At 60.2% G+C, this 19,926-nt stretch carries 15 protein-coding genes; 3 read left to right on the top strand and 12 right to left on the bottom strand.

Annotated elements, in window-relative coordinates:
• The first annotated feature begins 191 nt into the window (after positions 1-191).
• Entirely contained in the window at positions 192-1,517 is a 1,326-nt protein-coding gene (locus HCZ30_RS02305; protein ID WP_167636142.1) for an amidase, read from the top strand.
• A gap of 5 nt (positions 1,518-1,522) precedes the next feature.
• Here HCZ30_RS02305 and hisD (HCZ30_RS02300) read toward each other — a convergent pair whose 3' ends face one another.
• The 7 genes from hisD (HCZ30_RS02300) to HCZ30_RS02270 all read right to left on the bottom strand — a co-directional run bounded on the left by hisD (HCZ30_RS02300) (position 1,523) and on the right by HCZ30_RS02270 (position 10,849).
• Positions 1,523-2,812, bottom strand: a complete 1,290-nt coding sequence (gene hisD, locus HCZ30_RS02300; RefSeq protein WP_167636141.1) for a histidinol dehydrogenase — start codon at positions 2,810-2,812, stop codon at positions 1,523-1,525.
• 22 nt (positions 2,813-2,834) lie between these two features.
• On the bottom strand, positions 2,835-3,527 hold the full coding sequence (locus HCZ30_RS02295) for an RraA family protein (protein ID WP_167636140.1): 693 nt from the start codon (positions 3,525-3,527) through the stop codon (positions 2,835-2,837).
• A complete protein-coding gene (locus tag HCZ30_RS02290; protein ID WP_167636139.1) occupies positions 3,527-4,228 on the bottom strand; it encodes an alpha/beta fold hydrolase in 702 nt (233 codons plus the stop codon). The genes HCZ30_RS02295 and HCZ30_RS02290 overlap by 1 nt, the downstream gene beginning before the upstream one ends.
• Positions 4,229-5,194: a cupin domain-containing protein gene (locus tag HCZ30_RS02285; protein ID WP_167636138.1), complete on the bottom strand. Its 966-nt coding sequence runs from the start codon at positions 5,192-5,194 to the stop codon at positions 4,229-4,231.
• Between the two features lie 24 nt (positions 5,195-5,218).
• Positions 5,219-5,977, bottom strand: a complete 759-nt coding sequence (locus tag HCZ30_RS02280; protein ID WP_167636137.1) for an SDR family NAD(P)-dependent oxidoreductase — start codon at positions 5,975-5,977, stop codon at positions 5,219-5,221.
• Complete coding sequence (gene hisD, locus HCZ30_RS02275; RefSeq protein ID WP_167636136.1) at positions 5,974-7,305, bottom strand: histidinol dehydrogenase; 1,332 nt, start codon at positions 7,303-7,305, stop codon at positions 5,974-5,976. The genes HCZ30_RS02280 and hisD (HCZ30_RS02275) overlap by 4 nt, the downstream gene beginning before the upstream one ends.
• Positions 7,306-7,477: 172 nt before the next feature.
• Positions 7,478-10,849 (bottom strand): ExeM/NucH family extracellular endonuclease, encoded by a 3,372-nt coding sequence (locus HCZ30_RS02270; protein WP_167636135.1) that lies wholly within the window; start codon positions 10,847-10,849, stop codon positions 7,478-7,480.
• Positions 10,850-11,224: 375 nt separating this feature from the next.
• On the opposite strand from HCZ30_RS02270, the gene HCZ30_RS02265 reads away from it, so the two are divergent.
• Positions 11,225-12,439, top strand: coding sequence for a flavin-containing monooxygenase (locus HCZ30_RS02265; protein ID WP_167636134.1), 1,215 nt, complete (start codon positions 11,225-11,227; stop codon positions 12,437-12,439).
• Here the strand turns inward: HCZ30_RS02265 and argE are convergent.
• The 4 genes from argE to HCZ30_RS02245 form a co-directional block, all read right to left on the bottom strand.
• On the bottom strand, positions 12,432-13,568 hold the full coding sequence (argE, locus tag HCZ30_RS02260) for an acetylornithine deacetylase (protein ID WP_167636133.1): 1,137 nt from the start codon (positions 13,566-13,568) through the stop codon (positions 12,432-12,434). The genes HCZ30_RS02265 and argE overlap by 8 nt on opposite strands.
• Complete coding sequence (locus HCZ30_RS02255; protein WP_167636132.1) at positions 13,568-14,500, bottom strand: LysR family transcriptional regulator; 933 nt, start codon at positions 14,498-14,500, stop codon at positions 13,568-13,570. Before HCZ30_RS02255 ends, argE begins: the two co-directional genes overlap by 1 nt.
• A 71-nt stretch (positions 14,501-14,571) precedes the next feature.
• Positions 14,572-15,246: a DUF1028 domain-containing protein gene (locus tag HCZ30_RS02250; RefSeq protein ID WP_167636131.1), complete on the bottom strand. Its 675-nt coding sequence runs from the start codon at positions 15,244-15,246 to the stop codon at positions 14,572-14,574.
• On the bottom strand, positions 15,243-15,665 hold the full coding sequence (locus HCZ30_RS02245) for a RidA family protein (protein ID WP_167636130.1): 423 nt from the start codon (positions 15,663-15,665) through the stop codon (positions 15,243-15,245). Before HCZ30_RS02245 ends, HCZ30_RS02250 begins: the two co-directional genes overlap by 4 nt.
• A gap of 429 nt (positions 15,666-16,094) precedes the next feature.
• On the opposite strand from HCZ30_RS02245, the gene HCZ30_RS02240 reads away from it, so the two are divergent.
• On the top strand, positions 16,095-18,896 hold the full coding sequence (locus HCZ30_RS02240; RefSeq protein ID WP_167636129.1) for a sialate O-acetylesterase: 2,802 nt from the start codon (positions 16,095-16,097) through the stop codon (positions 18,894-18,896).
• On the opposite strand, the gene HCZ30_RS02235 is transcribed toward HCZ30_RS02240, so the two are convergent.
• A complete protein-coding gene (locus HCZ30_RS02235) occupies positions 18,856-19,872 on the bottom strand; it encodes a LacI family DNA-binding transcriptional regulator (RefSeq protein ID WP_167636128.1) in 1,017 nt (338 codons plus the stop codon). The genes HCZ30_RS02240 and HCZ30_RS02235 overlap by 41 nt on opposite strands.
• Positions 19,873-19,926 lie beyond the last annotated feature (54 nt).

Below are 19,926 nucleotides of genomic sequence, written 5' to 3'. Positions count from 1 at the left end.
GGTATGCAAAAGTGAAGAAAAACAGCGAAATAGTGCGGCGATGACCTCTGACAACATGACATTTGACCAGTTCCGGCAACGACTTAAAAGTTCGGGCATAGTCCCCCCTGCTGACGACCTGAGGGCCGCCTATGAAGCAGGCAAAGCGCTCCGCGAGAATGCGAATCGCATCATTGGAAAAGGTGACGCCGATGTCCGTTCTTGACTTCCCGCTCCGCGAGCAGGCCGCGCTGTTACAATCCGGTGAGCTTACGGCGGCAGAACTGTGGACCCTCACCATGGACCGCATCAAGGCGCGCGATGGCAAACTGCGGTCCTTCGTGCATCTTTCGGACGGCGAAACGCCTGCTGAGGGGCCGCTCTCCGGCCTTCCGATCGCGGTCAAGGATATCATTGATGTGGCCGGAATGCCGACACGTTGCGGCTCTCACGCGCATGAGGGCGCGCCTGCCGAAAAGGACGCGTCCGTCGTCGCAACTCTGCGTGCGCTCGGCATGGCGCCCGTCGGCAAAGTCGCGACCTATGAATACGCGCTGACCGGCCCCGCTTACGACCAGCCCAACCAGACTGCCCGCAATCCGTGGAGCGAGGCGCACATCACGGGCGGCTCGTCCTCGGGTTCCGCCGCTGCCGTCGCTGGCGGTCTGGTCCGCGCAGCTTTAGGCACCGACACGGGTGGTTCCGTTCGTTCTCCGGCGTCCTACAGCGGCTGCGTCGGCCTCAAGCCGACCCACGGCGCCGTGCCGAACGACGGCGTTTTCCCGTTGTCGCAAAGCCTCGACGTGGTCGGCCCGCTGGCTGCGTCTGTCGACGACGCGGCGTTCGTATTTGATGCGATGACGGGACGGGACATCTCTGCCGAGGTCGGCAAGGACATCAAGGGGCTCCGCATCGGCTATGCCCGCGACTGGTTCGTCAATGATCCCGCCTGCGAGCAATATGTCATCGACGCGATGGATGATGCGGCGGGAATGCTCTCGCAACTTGGAGCGGTGATCGAACTGATCACCCTGCCCGACTACGCCCCGATGGAGGTCATGGGCTGCGTCCAGATCCAGGCCGAGGCGTGGGAGAACCACAAAGCGGGCCTTGCCAAGTCCTATGACGGCTACGGCCTCGATGCGCGCCGCAACCTTCTGTCGGGCGCGATGCTGGACGAGGCGACAATCAAAGCGGCGTTCGACTTTGCCGCCGACCTGCGGACGACCTTCGACGAAGCGCTCGAACCCTTCGCGGCGCTGCTCACGCCGACAACGCTGTCGACCGCGCCTGCCTTCGCGGACTTCGAGGACGGGCCTGTCTGGACGGCCATGCGCACCCTGCCCTTCAACATGACGGGCCACCCGGCGAGCTCTGTCCCTTGCGGTTTCGCGCATGGGCTTCCGCTCGGGATGCAGCTCGTCGGGCGTTTCGGCGAAGAAGGCATGATCTGCCGCATCGCTCACGCGTTCGAGCAAGCCACAAACCACACAGCCCGCCCTGCATTGCAGGACGGGCCGCTGGAAATCACTGACTGAGGACATCAGTCCTGCATGCGGTCCAGTCGCAGCTGGGCCGCACGGCGGTGACCTTCGAGCGTTTCGCTGGCCGACTGACGCGCTGCCGGCGGAGCCACCTGACGGACGCCCTCTTCGCTGAGCCACTGGTGGGTACAGGTTTTGATGTAGGTGCCAACCCACAGACCGCCCGTGTAGCGACCCGCGCCCATGGTCGGCAGGGTGTGATTGGTGCCGCAGCACTTGTCCGAATAGACGACGCTCGAATTGGTGCCGATGAACAGCGAGCCATAGTGCTTGAGCTTCTTCGCAAACGCTTTGGCGTCGAGCGTGTGAACCTGAAGGTGCTCAGCGGCAACGATGTCGGAATAGGCGATCATGGACTCTTCGTCGGGGCAAAAAACGATCTCGCCGTAGTCGCGCCATGCCTGACCGGCGGTTTCGGCGGTCGAGAGGGTTTCGAGCTGCTTGTCGACTTCGACCAGAACAGCCTCGGCCAGCGCTTTATCGGTGGTGATCAGACCAACGCGGGTGCGGGTGTCGTGCTCTGCCTGTGCGAGAAGGTCGGTCGCGATCATCTCTGCATCGCCGGTCTGGTCGGCGAGGATGAAGATTTCCGACGGGCCGGCCAGCTGGTCGATACCTACCGGGCCGAAAACCTGACGCTTGGCTTCGTTGACGAAGGCATTGCCCGGACCGACGATCTTGTCGACCGGCGGGACGCTTTCGGTGCCGAGCGCCATAGCGGCAATCGCCTGTGCGCCGCCGATGCGGAAGATGCGGTCAGCGCCCGACAGGTGGCAGCCCGCGATCATGGCTTCATGAGCGTTCGGCGGAAGGCAGGCGACGATCTCTTCGACGCCAGCGACCTTAGCCGGAACGATGGTCATGATCGGTGCCGACAGCAGAGGGTAACGACCGCCGGGAACGTAGCAACCCACGCGTTCCAGCGGGATGTTGCGGTGGCCGAGATGAACACCGGGGCGGATTTCGACCTCGAGTTCCGACAGAGTGCCGAGCTGCGCCTTGGCGAAAGCGCGAACGTTTTCGATGGCGAATTCGGTATCGGCGCGGGTCTGCGGATCCATGCGCGACAGAGCGGCTTCGCGCTCTTCAACGGTGACTTCGAAAACTTCGAGGTCGGCTTTGTCGAAACGCTTGGAATAGTCACGCACCGCAGCGTCGCCTTCTTTGGCAACACGGTCGATGACTTCGGCAACGATGCTCTCGACCGAAGAGTTGTCCGCGATGGCGTCGCGGTTCGGCGATTTGACGAATTCAATGGAGGACGGAATGGGAAGGCGCGGAGAAGTCATGCGTTAATTCCAAATGGAGTGGTCAGGTACGGGCATTTTCGAAGGCCGACCAAGCGGCTTCGAATGAGGAGAAATCGAAATCTTCAGCCTTGGTGGCATCGAGAACGATACGTTCGGTGGCCTGCGTCTTGCGGATCGCATCCTCCAATTGCGGGATCACATCGGCGGGGATCACCACCGCGCCGTGACGGTCGGCGTGAACCCAATCGTCGGCGCGGACGGTCATGCCGAATACGGTGACGGGCGTGTCCAGCTCGGTCACGCGCACGAATGCGTGGCTCGGGCCGACCCGACCTGCGACAACCGGAAAATCGGGAGCCATATCGCCGAGGTCGCGCATGACGCCATTGGTCAGCACGCCTGCGAGGCCGAATGCCTTGTGAACGGTAGTGTTCAATTCGCCCCAGAACGCGCCAACTGCATCGGCGCCGTCTTCGTCCTCGATCACGACGATCGACGGTTCGGTCCCTTCGGACATGTATTTGTAATAAGCCATGCGGCGTTCGCGGATCAAAGCGGGATCTTCGGTGCTGGGTACCTTAGCGGCGATCTTGGCGGTGCGCGCTTTGCCGACGACAACGCCCGACGGATCGCTGATCTGGACGGTGCCGCGCGTGAAGTCGTTGAACCCGCGCTTGCCCTGCGCCACTTCGATGGCATTGCAGACCGTCGGTGTATCGACCGAGCGCAGCAGTTCGAGGAGTGTCGGCGTCATCATATCTCCAGCCAGTTGCGAAGCGCTGCATTGACGACTTCGGGTGTTTCGAGTGTCGGGATGTGCCCTGCCCCGTCGATGCGGACGACCGTTGCGTGGGGCATCAAATCCGCCATAAATTCATGACGTGACGGCGGGCATAGTTTATCTTCGGACCCGTATAGGATCAGCGTGCGTGGCTTGTGCGCCTTCAAAGTTTCCGTCTGATCGGGACGGTCGCGCAGGGCGACGGATTGCTGGGCGAACACCAGCGGGCCGAGGTCCAGCGCCATGTCCATCGCGACCGAGCTGACGAGATGGCATTCCTCTGCCCCGTGGTAGCGTGGGATGAAGGTGTCGGCCATCATCGCAGCCAGCTCGCGCCCTTTGGCGCGGGCGATCTGCGGTGCGCGCCCGGCTTTGACCTTATCGGTCTCGGCCAGCGGGTTGGTGTCCAAAAGCGCGAGGTGCGTGATCCGTTCCGGTGCCTGACGCAAGACTTCCATCGCGACGATGCCGCCCATGGAAAGACCGGCCAGCGCAAAGGTCTCCGGTGCGTTGTCCAGAACGCTTTTCGCCATGTTGGCGATGGTGCTCTGCGTCGTGAAGTCGGCCACGCTGACCGGAATGTATGCGCCGATTTCCTCGACTTGCGGGGCAAAGAGCCTCGCATCGCACATCATGCCGGGCAGCAGGACCAGAGACAGATCACGCGATCCCATTTACGGCTTCCAGGTCGCGCCGGCGGCGTCGTCGGTATCGCGAACGCGATAGAGACTGGCCTCGCCCGACATCGACGGCACCAGCGAGTAGGTAAGCGACGGCGGAACGGCGCAGGTATCACCCGGAGCCAGAACGGACTCGCCGCCTTCCCAAGTCAGCTTCCAGTGACCGCGCATGACCATCAGCACGTCGTTGCGGCCGCTGGTGACTTGCGTGTCGCTGGCAGACTTGTGCGAGATGAAGTCGACCTCGAAACCCGGCTTGTCCTTAAGTGCGGCGTTCTCGCCAATCACCTTTGCAGGGGTCTTGTCGGCCAGAGCCATGAGATCCCAGTAACGCGCGACATAGCCCGGAATGACGTCTGCGGTGGTCGGCTCGGGGTAGGCTTTCAACTGCTCTTCGGTGAGCAGCGGCATCGGCTTCACGCCTTCGGGCAGGAACTGGCCCTTCTTGCTGTCGTAGAGCTTGCCGTTCTCGCCCAGCACCAGACCGTGGTCCTTTGCGTCTTCGATTACCTGCGGCGCCCACTGGACACCGCCACCGGCATCGTCGCCGCCGAGGATCGCCATGATCATACCGTAGTCGATACCGATGTTCTCGAAACCGCGGAAGATACCGGTCGGAATGTTGATGATATCGCCTTCTTCGAGCACGACCTCACCCGCATCACCCCAACGACCCCAGAAGAAGCGCCAGCGGCCCTTCAGCACGAAGAACACTTCGGCGGTGCGGTGCGAGTGGAGCGAGTTGCGGCACTTCGGCGGCTGACCCGCTGCACCGATGTTGAAGCCCGGCGTGTCCTTAATGTGGACGTGCTGGTCGGGGCTTTCGGAAACGCCGCCACCGATGATGGTGAAGTTTTCCTTCTGGTCCGAACCCGGCGTGTGGGCGTCGATGAATGCGGTTTTGCAAGGCACGAGTTCGCCGTAGCGAACGATGCGGCTTTCCATTTCCTGCGGAGTCATTGCGAGTCTTTCTTTGTTATGCGGTCAGCGTGCGGTCCAGCCGCCGTCGACCTTGAGTGAGGTACCCGTCACCAGCGCCGATGCAGGCGTAGCGAGGAAAAGAACGGCGCCCATCATGTCCGACAGCTCGCCCACACGGCCGAGAGCGATGTTCTCGGTGATCCATGCGAACCGTTCGGGATCGGCGAATGTGGCTTCGGTCAGGGGCGTGCGGATGAACGTCGGACAGACCGTGTTCACGCGAATGCCGGACGGGCCGAATTCAAGCGCCATAGCCTTGGTCATGCCTTCGATGGCGTGCTTGGACGAGCAGTAAACCGCGCGGTCCGGCCCGCCGACATGGCCCATCTGGCTGGAGATGTGAATGATCGAGCCGCCCTTCCCTGCTGCCTCCAACGCCCTGGCTGCGTTGGTCGAAAGGAAATAGGCGGCCCGCACGTTGACGTTCATCACGGCATCATAGTCAGCCGCCGTGGTCGCAAGCGCGGGAGTGTGGCGGGCCATGCCCGCGGCGTTCACAACGACATCGAAAGGAACGTCAAAGAGTTCTGCCTGAGCGTCGAGGTCGGCGATATCGCAGACGCGGGAGTATGCATCCCATCCGTGTGCGCGGATCTGCGATACCGCCTCCTCGAGCGGGCCTTCGCGGCGGGCGACGCAAGTCACCTCCGCTCCGGCCTCCGCAAGCGCCACCGCACAGGCCAGACCGATGCCCGATGACGCTCCCGTCACGAGAGCGCGCTTTCCGTCCAGTCGGAACGATGGTGTTTGCGGCAAGTTCATTCGGCGGCCTCTTGCAGAACCGGAGCCGCCTCGGCGTAGGGCACATTCACGCCGCCGTAGCGACGGACGCGGACGTTGCACTGCTCAGCGTGACCCGCGAAACCTTCGAGCATGCAGAGGCGCGAGCCGTATGCGCCGATACGTGCGGCAGCCTCGTCGGTCGTGACCTTCTGGTAACTGTGGGTTTTCAGGAACTTACCAACCCAGAGACCACCTGTGTAGCGACCGGCTTTCTTGGTCGGCAACGTGTGGTTGGTGCCGATCACCTTGTCGCCGTTGGCAACGTTGGTGCGCGGCCCGAGGAACAGCGCGCCGTAGCAGGTCATGTTCTCCAGGAACCAGTCGTCGCGGTCGGTCATGACCTGAACGTGCTCGGAAGCGATGTCGTCAGCGACCTGAAGCATCTCGTCGTAGCTGTCGCAAACGATAACCTCACCGTAATCTTCCCAGCTTTTGCTGGCGGTGTCGGCGGTCGGCAGGATGGCGAGCAGGCGCTCGATCTCTGCCAGCGTGTCTTCGGCCAGCGTCTTGCTGTTGGTCAGCAGAACGGCAGGTGAGTTGTAGCCGTGCTCTGCCTGACCCAGAAGGTCGGTCGCGCACAGTTCTGCATCGACCGTGTCGTCGGCAATGACCATGGTTTCGGTCGGACCGGCAAAGAGGTCGATGCCGACGCGGCCGAACAGCTGGCGCTTGGCTTCGGCAACGAACGCGTTGCCAGGACCGACCAGCATGTGGACCGGCTCGATCGTTTCGGTGCCCAGCGCCATTGCGCCGATCGCCTGAATACCGCCGAGTACGTAGATTTCATCCGCACCGCCGAAATGCATGGCTGCGATGACGGCTGCGTTCGGCTCGCCTTTGAACGGCGGTGTGCAGGCCACGATGCGTGGAACGCCAGCGACCTTGGCGGTGGCAACGGACATATGCGCCGAAGCGACCATCGGGAACTTGCCGCCCGGCACGTAGCAACCGACCGAATGCACGGGGATGTTCTTGTGACCAAGGATCACGCCCGGAAGCGTTTCGACCTCGATATCGGTCATGGACGCGCGCTGCGCCTTGGCAAAGGTGACAACCTGCTCCTGAGCGAATTTGATGTCCGCAATTTCCTGCTCTGTCAGGGTCGCGATCAGTGCATCGATCTGCTCTTGGGACAGGCGGAAGCTTTTAGGGGTGTAATTGTCGAACTTGGCGGCCAGTTCGCGAACGGCGGCGTCGCCGTGCTTTTCGATTTCGGCCAGCGTGGTTTCGACCGTGTTGCGGACCGCTGCGTCGTCCGACTGGCGCTCGGCCTCCGGTTTGCCCTTTTTCAGGTAGGTAATGGCCAAAGCCGTCTCTCCCGTCGTCTGAATGTTTTGAATACGATTGCAATAGCGTTATGTGGAGAATGCGAGTCTCGCAAGTGATTTTTGCATTCGTATTCAAAATGACCCTGAAAACGATAAGGCCCGCCGGAATTCGACATTCCGGCGGGCCTGTTTTTATGAGATTTCGATCAGCTTAGAACAGGAAGGTGTCCGCAGTGCTGAAGTCCAGACCGACGATCAGCGGATCATGGTCGGAGCTGCCGTAGACGCCGTCGTTATAGAACGCCGAGTCAGTGTAGGTATCGTCGTAGCCGATGAGGCCCGGCTCGTCCGCGTTGATGTGCCATTCGGTAACGCCGGTGACATGCGCCATCAGTTCGTCATCTGCGAGGCCCTGATCGAGCGAGCCCTGCATACCGTCGAAGACGTAGGAGTACGCCTGATCCTGACCGATGAACTCATCGACGAGGTCGTTGAAGTCAGCGCCCAGCGCCTGCACCGGATCTTCCTGCGCGTAGGCGTTCATATCACCCATCATGATGACGTTGGTTGCGCCGGTGCCGTTGTAGTCGGTGGTGATCCAGTTACCCAGTTCGATCGCCGCATCGGTACGTACCGCGTTCCAGTAGCCCTGACCGTCGCCCTGATCGACGTTCGGATCGGCGAGCAGTGTGTCCAGCTGTTCCTGCGTGATGTCAGTGCCGCCGCTGGCGATATGCGCCTTGGCTGCATCGACCACATCGGCCAGCCCACTGTCGCCCTTCGATTTGAAGTGCGAGGAGACGACGGTGAACTCTTCGCCGGTCGCGTTGTCGATGAACGTCGCCGCCGTGGACGGACGGTTGCGGTCGTAGTCGTCGAAATTGACGCCCAGCGTGTCCGCGATCTCGCCCGCGATGGCATAGGTCGTGTCGGCAGAGCTTTCCTCGTAAACAAGGTACTCTGCGTGGACGAGCGTGACCTCATCGGCGTTGTAGATAATGCCGGTCATGATGGCATCGGTGCCGACGTGGGTCTCACCTTCGGACAGCGGGTTCACATAGGCAAAGTTGGTGCCGCCTTCAGCATTGATCTGGCCGACCAGTGTGCCGATGGCAGACCCTTCGCCGAAGCCGTTGTTCTCGATCTCTTGCAGCGCCAGAACTTCAGCGCCGGTGCCAAGGATACCTTCGACGATCTTGCTCGACTGGCGTTCGAATTCCGACGCAGAGTCCGCGCCGCGCGGATCGAGCGTGCCGTCAGGACCGGTGCCCGCACCCGAAACGTCGATCGTGGTGAAGTAGTTGAGCACGTTGTACGACGCCACCTGAAGCGTACCGCCAACATCCGACGGCACATCCTCACGGGCGCCTTCGTTGGTTGCCGGATCAAGCTCCAGCGTTTCGGTGACGTTCAGGCGGTAATCGCCATAGGCGTAGTTGATAACGCCCTTGGCGCTGTCCATTTCAGCGCCAAGGCGAATGGTCGAGCCGTCGTCGCCAAAATCGTCGCCCTTATCAAGGTAACCGTTACCGTTGTCCCCTGCTCCGCCAGGCAGATAGGTGAACTGGTCGGGGTTCTGCGAGGAAGTGTTGTCCTCAAAGATCAGGCGGTTGTTGCCGTTGGCTTCGTTCAGCGCCTCGATCTCGGCCTGCTGGGTCTGCGCATCGTAAAGCTGCGTCGGCTGCATCTGGGTGCCTGCCGAAACAACAATCTCGCCGTAGCGGGCAAGGTTGTAGTTCTCGATGATGGTCAGCGCGTCTTCGGTGCCCGAGTGGACCTCGACAAGCATGCCTTCGTACTGTTCGAGCGAGAGCGCTTCGGTCGGCGTCAGGTAGAGGTCGACATAGTCCGGTGCCATCGCGGCCTGTTCGATCACGACGACAGCATCCGCGTCGATCTGGGTGAGGCCGTAGTACTCCTCGACTTCGCCGATGACTTCGACAAGGTTGCCGAGTTCGACAGCTTCGCCGCCGCCGGTATAGACGAAGATGCCTTCGGAGGTCAGCGCATTGCCGTCCGCGTCGATGTCCTCTTCCTGCACAAAGAAGCCGGTGTTGGTGATCTGGGTCACAACAGCCGACACGGTCACGGTCTGGCCGGACATGCCGGTCGAATAGCCTTCGCCCTGAATGGTCGAGATCAGCACGATCTCTTTCTCGACGGGCGGTTCTTCGGGCTCGACGCCGCCGGTGGCGTAGCCCTTGGTTTCAGGGGCGGCTTCGGCCCAAGTCCCGTCGTCGAGACGCTGGAGCGAATAGCCGATCGGGGTCGAGCTGCCTTCCTCGACTCCCATATCGGTCGAAGTGGCGCCGTCGGCGTAGCCGAAGACGGAGGCAGCCGTAAACGTACCTTCGTAAGAGAAGAACTCGATCAGCTCACCATCTTGAGCGAGAGCGATACCATCGGGCGAACCGTTCTGGATGCGGCTGACTTCCACGACATAGTAGTCATAGGTGCCGTCGCTCGTCTTGGTCGCATTTGACATGACCTTGGTATCGTAAAGCGATCCGTTGCTGCCATTATACAGCTCGACGTAGAGGTTCGAAACATCCGCCCCCGCGCCCACGCGTACTTCATAGAACTCTCCAACATCGCCGCCGACGTTGTCGTAGTGGATTTCATTGAGGCGCGGCGTCGGGTCGGCCTCGATAACGTCAGTCACGTTGACCGTCAGCTCCTCACTGGACGCGCCGCCTGCTTCGTCTGTCGCGGTGACAGTCAGGTTATAGCTCGTCGGGTCGGTCTCGTAATCCGGCGCATCAATGAACGAAATCTCGCCATCCGCATTGATCGCGAAGCTGGCCGCGTCATTACCCGAAAGGCTCCAAGTGACGGTTTCACCATCGACATCGGTAGCCGAAGCTGTTGCAACCGCAGTCTGGTTCTCGGCAATGTCAACGGACGGGGCAACAGTCACAACCGGCGCGTCGTTGGTGCCGGTGACTTCGACCGAAACGGTGGCGGTGACTTCGCTGCCGTAGCCGTCAGCAACGTTATAAACGAAGGTATCGGTGACAACCTCGCCCTCTGCCAGCGCGTTCATCGCGTCGCCGGTAAGGTAGGTAATCACGCCGTTTTCAATGGTGACCGATGCGCCAAGCTCGCTGGTCGCGGCAACCGACGATACGCTCAGCGCATCACCGTCGGCGTCGAAATCGTTCGCCAGCAGGTCCGCAACATCGATCTGGAGCGCAACGTCTTCGACAGCAACTACGCTATCGTCAGCAGCCAGCACTTCGTTGTTCCGACCGTCGAGGTAAAGAGTGTAATCATCGCCCGCAAAGAAAATCTGCTCGACGCCAACGATGGTGATCGTCTCGCTCTGACCCAGCGCATTGGTACCCGACAGCAGCGCGAGCGGCGAGCCGGCCCATTTGTGGGGGCGGAAGGTCGACAGGAAGTTGTAGTCCTCCATCGATCCATCAATCACCAGCGTGTCGTCACCCCTTTGGCCGATAAAGAACTGTGTTCCGCCATTGCTGTAGAAGGTGTCATCACCGCGCGAGCCGATTTCGAGAGTCGGGAGGAAATTCTTGTAACGATTGAACGATGAAAGAGCACCAAAGGCCGGAAATGCGAACATAGCTGTCTCCAAAATGAGCTTGGTCATCAGCACACGTTAAGGAAGTTTGTAACTTGCGCTTAACACTCCGCTTACACTGACGAGAATTTTAACAAACGGTTAACTTTTTACGCGAAGGTGACGCGAAGTTAGCTCGTTATTAAGGCTGAAATTGGACGCGAGAACGAAAGTTCCGACCCCAAAAAACCAAACCGCACAACCAAGATTCTCATCCGCGATTGAACTTTTGCTTGGTGCGCCGCGCCCGCCAGAAGCGCCGGTCGGGCAGAAAATTTAGCTTCGCCCCAACCTCGGGTTAGCCAAACCGTTGTTCCCGTAGTTTTTTGCTGGTCGTATAGGATGAGTGACCCCCAAGTTGAGGGGACTGGAGCGACTATGAATACGTGCACTATTGATACCGTTGTCATTGGCGCCGGACAGGCGGGCATCGCCGCGTCCGAACACCTGACGGCCCACGACATCCCGCACATCGTGCTGGAAAAGGACCGCATCGCGGAGAAGTGGCGCACTGGCCGCTGGGACTCGCTGGTCGCCAACGGTCCTGCTTGGCATGATCGCTTTCCGAATATGATCTTCCCCGAAACATCCGCGAACGGTTTCCCCGGCAAGGACGAAGTCGTGCGGTATTTCGAAGAGTATGCCGCGCGTTTTGATGCCCCGATCCGCTCTGGTGTCGAGGTGCAGCGCGTTACGAAAGACGGCGAGCATTTCATTGTTGAAACCTCCAAGAACACCTACCAAGCGCGCCATGTGATCGCGGCCACCGGACCGTTCCAGAAGCCTGTCTTTCCTGACCTCATCCCGTCCGGAGCGGCTCATCAGATTCACTCCGCCGCCTACCGCAATCCCGCCGAGCTAGCCGAAGGGGCGGTCATGGTAATCGGCGCAGGCTCTTCTGGCGTGCAGATTGCCGAAGAACTGGCCCGCGCGGGCCGGAAAGTATTCCTGTCGGTTGGCCCGCATGATCGCCCGCCCCGCAGCTATCGCGGAAAGGATTTCGTCTGGTGGCTGGGCGTGCTTGGCAAGTGGGATATGACCACACCAGGTGCGGGCCGCGAGCATGTGACCATCGCTGTCAGCGGTGCGAACGGCGGTCACACGGTCGATTTCCGCAAACTGGCGGAGCTGGGTATCACCCTCGTCGGACGTACCGACGGATGCGAAGGTGACGAGGTGCGATTTGCCGATGACCTCGCCGCGAATATTCGAAACGGCGATGCAAACTACCTTTCGGTATTGCGTGAAGCCGACGCCTATGTCGCCGATCACAGTCTGAATTTGCCGCCGGAACCCGAAGCGCACGATATCGGCCCGCTGCCTGATGCGGCGACCAATCCGATCCGTACGCTGTCGCTTAGCGAAGAGAATATCGGAACGGTCATCTGGGCGACCGGATACACGCAGGATTTCAGCTGGCTCCAAGTCGATGGTGCGCTTGCCGATGGAAAGCCGCTGCACCACCGCGGGATCGGGGCCGTCGATGGCCTTTACTACCTCGGACTGCCGTGGCTTTCGCGTCGGGGATCGTCATTCATCTGGGGTGTCTGGCACGACGCGAAATTCGTCGCAGACCACATCGCAACTAGCTAAGCTGCAACGCTTCCAAGACGCGGCCCAACATGTCATCGCAGGCGGCGAGCTGGCTTTCCTCGATGTACTCGTCCGGTTTGTGGCCCTGCGCGCTCATCGACCCCGGACCGCAAACCACGGTCGGAATGCCGAGCTGGGCAAAGAAGCCCGCCTCTGTGCCGAATGCGACTTTGACGGGGTTGGCATTCTCCGCGAGCGCAAAGGCGCGCTGGACTCCAACGCTTTCGGGGGCCGCGTCAAATCCGGGGTAGCTGTTGAAAACCTCGATCTCGATCCCCGCGCCGTTCTTGAAACCGGCAAGCGCCTTGGCAGCCGCGGCGTCTATCGATGACAGCAGGTCTTCGGGCTTGTCAGCAGCGAGATGGCGGAATTCGAAAAGAACCTCCGCACGATCAGGCACGATATTCAACGCAGAGCCGCCGGTAATGCTGCCAACGTGAAAGGTCGAATAGGGAATGTCGTAGGCTTCGTCGTGAGCGCCCCTGTCGGCCATGCGGGTTTGGAGCACATCCAGCTCACGCGCAAAGGCAGCCGCGACTTGCACCGCGTTGACGAACTTCGGCGCGAGCGAGCTATGCCCCGCCTGCCCCGTACAAACCGCCTTCATCGCCGATTTACCTTTATGACCGATGGCCACTTTCATCTCGGTCGGCTCGCCAACAATGCAAAGCGCAGCACTTTTGAAATGATCCGGCAGGTGGGCAATCATGTTCTGCATCCCGACGCAGCCAACTTCTTCGTCATAGGAAATAGAGAGCATCAGCGGCGCCTGCAGGTATTCGGCTTTCACGCGGCCAGCGAGCGCGAGCATGGCGGCGAGAAAGCCCTTCATATCCGTTGCGCCGCGTCCGTAAATCCGGCCGTCCTGCCGCGTCGCTTGGAACGCCTCTTTGGTCCAGTTCTGGCCATCTGTCGGCACGACGTCGGAATGGGCGGACAGGATGATGCCGCCCGATGCGATAGGTCCGAGGGTGCAGAACAGTCCCGCCTTTTCGCCATCTTCGATCCGGTCGACCGTCCATCCACGCGACCTCAGGAATTCGTCCACAAAGTCGATCAGAGGCAAGTTGGACTTCGCACTGACCGTCTCGAACGCGATGAGTTTTTCGAGCAGCGCGATGGTGTCCATTACTTCTTCTCCGGCATCACGCGCGGCATACGGCCTTCGGTCGTCCATTCCTTGGCGAAGTTGACGAAGTGCTTGACCACCTGCGTGCTGTCCGCGCCTTTCATCATCGAAAGACCCATCTGCAAAGTGGGCAGATCCGTTTCCAGCGGCACGAATGCCAGCGGCTTTCCATCGGGCGACAGATCGTTCAGCGGCCGCATATTGACGAGACCAAAGCCGAAGTCGTGCCCCACAAGGCTGCGCAGAACTGCGATATCGCGGGTGCGCTCGACAATGGTCGGGCGCTCGGGAAGATGTTCGAAGAATGACAGAAAATAGTCGGCGCTATAGGGCAGATCGAGCAGCACCATCGGCAGCGACACGAGCTCTTCGGGCGCGACGCTGCTGCGCGAGGCAAGCGGGCTGCCACCGGAAACCATGACGTACGCAGGCATTCCGATGAGCGGGATGAAGTCCATGTCCGGCGGAATGCCAAGGTCGTAGCTCAGCGCGATGTCGATCTCTGCACGGCGCAGGGCCGAAAATATCCCGTTCTGATCCAGCTCGATCTGGGAGAACTTCACCTCCGGCGCGACGGCCTCATAGGCACGGCGCATCGCAGGCAGCACCACCTGTGCAAAGCTGACCATACCGCCCACGGTGAGCGGCCCGCGCATTTCCCCGCTGATGTCGCCAGCGATGTGCACCATCTTGTCTGCCTCGCGCAGCACCACCTGTGCTTGCGCAAAAAGCGCTTTTCCGCCGGTGGTCAGTGACAACCCTTGCGCGTGTCTGCGCACAAACAGAGGCAGACCCAATTCCGCCTCAAGCTGTGAGATTGCCGAACTGACCGAAGGTGCTGAAACGTTTACTTTTTCAGCAGCCAGCGTAACGCTTCCGCAATCGCCAACCGCGACAAAGTACTCAAGCTGCCGCATTGTAAATCGCAGCATTTAAAATTTCCCAATCAAGAGTCCCAACCTTACTAACAGTTGAGCGAAAATCGTAAATAAATCAACTACAACTATTCGTCGCCCGGCACGCCATAAGACGGCGCAACGGTCGGATCGAGGGCGCGGGTGACGTAATCATCAGCTTGCGGCTTGTAGACATTCCACGCCGCGCTCACGTCGTCGATTGGACACCCCTCGGTCCAATCACAACGCAGTTCGGCATAGGGCCAGCTTTGTTTGTCGACCAGAAGGATGCCAGCAGAATGGATGGGTCCGGCCTCGCCACCTGCATCGCGCCCCGCACAAAGCGCAGTGAGGATGCGGTCGCCCAAGTGGCCCTCGGACTGTTCGAACGCCGAAACCATCGCGGCAGGAATACCAGCGTTGTCCAGCAGATTGCCACCAGCGGCGACATCATTGCCAATGGCATGGCCGAAGATGCCCAATGCTTCCTCGCCGGAATGAACAAATGCGCTGCCATCAGCGCCGATGGCGAGTACCTGACGGTACTCGATATTACGACCGAACTTGCGGACTTCCTCGATAGCCGCTTCAGCGCCCAATCCGCGCTGCATGTGGCTCAGCGCGAGCGGTCCCAGACGCGGATCGGTGATGTTCTGGGTCGCGACTGCCCCAACCCCCGCCCGCGCGAAGGCACAGCGGGCTGCAACAGCCGGAGAGGACGACGAGATGCCGACACCAAACATCCCTGTTTCTGCGCAGCGGGCGACGATCGAGAATGTCATAGCGGATCCGGGATCACTGCGGTCGCATCGATCTCGACCAGCCATTCGGGCCGCGCCAGAGCGGACACAACCAGCCCGGTCGAGACAGGATGCACGCCTTTGATATACTCGCCCATCGTCCGGTACACGGCCTCGCGGTGACGGACGTCGGTAATATAGACGACCACTTTCACGAGATGCTCCATCTCTCCGCCCGCCTCTTCGATTAGCTGGCGGATATTCTGCATGACCTTGTGGGTCTGCACGACCGGATCGTGGCTGTCGATATTCTTGGCATCGTCGAGGTTCTGCGGACATTGCCCACGCATCCAGACGGTTTGCCCTCCGTGCGTGACGACAGCCTGCGCAAGGTCGTTATCGAGGTTTTGCTCCGGATAGGTGTCCTTCGTATTGAAAGGACGAATTCGTTTATGTTTCATATCAAACCCTCGAATGACTAATGGCCACGCGCACCAACAGATGCGATGTCATTTCAGCATGTGGGAGGGAATAACGCTTTACCTCAAATCAAATTAGCCCACGGCTAACCTCTGGGTAAACTCGCATCTCGCGTAAACTTTTAGCATGACAACCAAATATGGAAAGTCCGGATAGCATCTCTATCTCGCGAGAATATTTTCGCACCTAATACACGTGTGAATGGAATGCCAGCAAAGCGTTGATATGTCGGGCCTTCGTGCAGATTGGCTAAGTCCGAACAACAAATGCGCACATCGGGAAGTTTGAAGGCGCACCCTTGAAGACGTTGCCAGCGGGTCGATACAACCTAAAGTTAGCGAACCGACATTCTTTACGGTTGATTTTTAAACGCGATTTTCCCGCACGCTTTTTACATCTCGGAGAACATTTTGCTTCCAGCCACCCACGACAATTTTGTCGTCTACTCGGACTTTGCCTCGCAGACAGTCGTAGGCGTTTATGAAACATACGACGAAGCGAAGGCCGCCCTCCAGACCGGTTACGCGCTCCGCTTCCCGGCAGACTACGAACCTCTGGGCATCGTGGACATCGAATATGACGATTTGATGTTCATCAATAGCCAGGAAGGCGACATTTTCCGCCTCGCCGAAGGCATCACCGATTTCCGTCTCGAAGGCGACGGCAACTCCACCATCATCGGTGGCGATACGAACGGCAAATTCTACGGCAGCAACGGCGACAACACGATGACCGCAGGGGATGGCGGCATCAGTCTCGTCGGTCGCAGCGGTGATGACGTTCTTGTGGGCGGTGACGGCAACGACCGCCTGTTCGGCAATCAGGATAACGACAGCCTCTTCGGCGGTGCAGGCTCGGACATTCTGAACGGCGGCGACGGCGACGACCATCTCTTTGCAGGTGACGGCACCGATTTCCTCTACGGCGAAAATGGTGCTGACACGTTCCACTTCGCGCTGGATGCCAACGGCAAGTCCTACATTAAGGATTTCGACGCAACCGAAGGCGACAGCATCGAACTGGAAGGCACCTACACCTCGTTCGACGATCTGATGGCCGCAGGCGCCGTGACGGAGGCCAGCGGCCATGTCACCATCAAGGACGGCACGGCGCAGATCATCGTGCAGAACACGTCGCTCGCCGATGTCCAAGCGTCGACGACCTTCGTGACCGAAGCTGACACTGCGATCAACGGCGGCAGCTTCGTCACCTTTGCAGAGTTCCTCGACACCGGCCTCGACACCAGCGCGACCGAGGTCGACATCGCAGGCACGACATACATTCTGCGCGACGACGAACCGCTCCACGCCGACTACAAATATCAGGACAGCAACGGTCAATGGTGGTCGCCCGACTACTTCGTGCTCGTGGCTGGCGGACAGTCGAACATGTTCGGCTCGGGCCAAGGCGGCGACACGACCATCGACCCGAACGTGATGGCATACGACTACATCAACGGCGAAATCGTTGTGGCCGACTACGACGCGGCGCCTGCGGGCGGCACGGGCATCAAGCCCGAAGGCACCACCTACAATAACCTCTACTTCCCGCTCGCCAACGATCTGGCGGCAGAGCTCGACCGCCCCGTTCTCGTCGTGACCCACGCCGTTCCGGGCACCACGATGTCCATGTGGAACGAAGACGAGGCCGATCCCGAAGCAGGTGCGCTGTGGCGTGACCTGAACACCGAGGTCGAGAACGCGCTGACCGCCATCGATCAGGACAAGGCCGACCTCTTCATCTGGCATCAGGGCGAGTCCGATTTCACCATGGACCCCGCGCAATACGAACAGGAATTCATGGAGTTCGTCGCACAGGTCCGCGGCACCCAATGGGGCGGCGAAGACCTCGCGTTTCTCGCCGGTGAACTGTCGCGCAAGGGCGACAACTATCACATGAACGAAGCCCTCCAGAACATCGAGACGACCGAGACGGACCCGAACCTCGGTTTTGTGTCCTCGGTCGGTATCAGCACCTTCGGCACGAACAACATCCACTTTGACGGCGAAGGTCTGGTCGAATTCGGCCACCGCTATTTCGACGCCTACATGGACATTCTGGCAGAGCGCGAAAATCCGGGCAGCACCGCGACCGGCGACACGGCTCCCGTGTTCGACATCACGCCGGAAGACAACAGCGAGGACGTCTACGCGTGGGGTGATCCCGATCCGAGCCCGGGTCAGACCATGGCGCTCGACAACCAGTACTGGACCATCGGCGAAGGCTACTCGGACAGCATCTACTTGAGTGATGGCTTCTCCGATGCCGAAGGCGACGCGCTCAGCTACTACGTCCACATCTACGGTGCGAACGGCTCGCGCGGTCATTACTTCGGTGAAATCGACGGCGACAAACTGACGATCGACCCGACCCTCGCGGATGCGGGCGAGTACGAGGTTCACATCTTCGCTTCGGACGGCGAGCTGGACAGCGAAACCGTTGTCTACAACCTCACGGTCGAGGAATCCGAGCCGACCGTCGTCATCTATGACGACAGCACCTACAGCAGCCTTCGCGGTGAATACATCGACCTGCGTTCCGCACTGGATGACGCGTCCTCGCACCGCGGCATGGAGATTCTGAGCTTGAACATGTGGGAGCAGATGGGTGGCGTCTACATCGACACGGACTCGCTGCACATCAAGGGTGACAGCAGCATGGGCCTGACCTTCAACATGGCCGACGACATCCTGCGCATCTACTTTGATGGCGAGGCGGACTTTGACGCGAACGGCAATGACCTCAACAACAACATCGAGGGCAACGACGGCGACAACATCATCCGCGGCTACGAAGGTATCGACTGGCTCTACGGCGAAGGCGGTAACGACATGCTGGACGGCGGCGCCGATATCGACCGTCTGTTCGGCGGCGCGGGTGACGACTACATCATCTTCGGGTCTGGCAATGACCAAGCCTACGGTGATGCGGGCGCGGACATGTTCGTGTTTGCCGATGGTGACGAAACCAACCAGATCCGCGATTTCGCGGCTGCCGAGGGCGACAACGTCGTTGTGCTATTCGACGGTATCGATGACTACGACACCCTGATGGCCAACGCGACGCTACAGGACGACACGACGAACAACCGTGTCATCGTCAACGTCGGCGACGACCGCGTGATCATCTGGGGTATCCAGAGCAATGAGCTCACTTCGGATATGTTCCAGTTCACCGATCAGGCAGCAGCCTACGACTCGACGATCGCTTAACCAGTTTTGTGTCGAGCAGTATGACCTCGCCTTCCTTGGCGGGGTCCATGGCGCGGCGGTGCAGAAGCTCTGTTATCGCCGCGACCATATCGTCGATCGGGTTCCGGATCGTTGTCAGGTCGAATGCAGGCCAGCCTGACATTTCGATGTCATCAAAGCCGAGAAGAGCGATGTCATCGGGGATACAGACACCCGCTTCACGCAAGTAAGTCATCGCGCCCAGGGCCATGGCATCATTCGCACAAACGAATGCGTCCGGCCTGCGCTCTTTCAATAGAGCGCGGGCCGCGTCGTATCCGCTCTCCATCGTGTAGAGCCCCTCGCATTCGGCAATCAGTTCCAGACCGCCCAGCGCATCGAGGCACCCTGCCCTGCGTTCAGGTGCAGACGAGAACGACGACGGTCCGCCGATGTAGGCGATGCGCTGACAGCCGCCTTTGATGAGGTGCGCCACCCCCTCCCGCATCCCCTCACGGTTACGGACGCAGATGTTGTCGACACCATCCTGCTCGATGATCCGGCCGGACGAGATCACGGGCACTCCCATCTTGATGCAGGTCGCCGCGACATCCGCTCCAAGGCTGCCCGACCGTAAGATCATGGCTTCCAAGGGAAAACTGAGAACGCGCGAGGCGGCTGCGCGCGCGACGGCATCGCTCCCCCCGATCATGATGGGCCACTTGCCAGCAGCGTTCAGGCCTGTGGCGAGACTTGCAGCGGCTTCCTTATCGTACTGGTTCGGCATGTCCCCCACGAAGATCGCGACAAGGTTGGATTGCTGCCCCTGCAACCCAGCAGCGAGAGCGTTTGGGCGATAGCCGATCTCCTCGGCTGCAAGCAGGATACGCTCCCGCTTCTCCGCATCGAGGTAAGTCCCTTTTGTAAAGGCCCGCGAGACTGCGGAGCGGGACACTCCAGCCAATCTGGCGACATCCGCCGCCGTTGCGCGGCGCGTTCTCTTGCTGGGGCCATACATCGCGAATTCCCGCTATAAGTGCAATTTTATTGCTTAGTCAAAATTACCGACACA

Source organism: Marivivens donghaensis (assembly GCF_011806565.1).
Lineage (GTDB): Bacteria > Pseudomonadota > Alphaproteobacteria > Rhodobacterales > Rhodobacteraceae > Marivivens > Marivivens donghaensis_A.
Note: the sequence above shows the minus strand (reverse complement) of the source record. Positions and strands in the feature narration are given on the sequence as shown.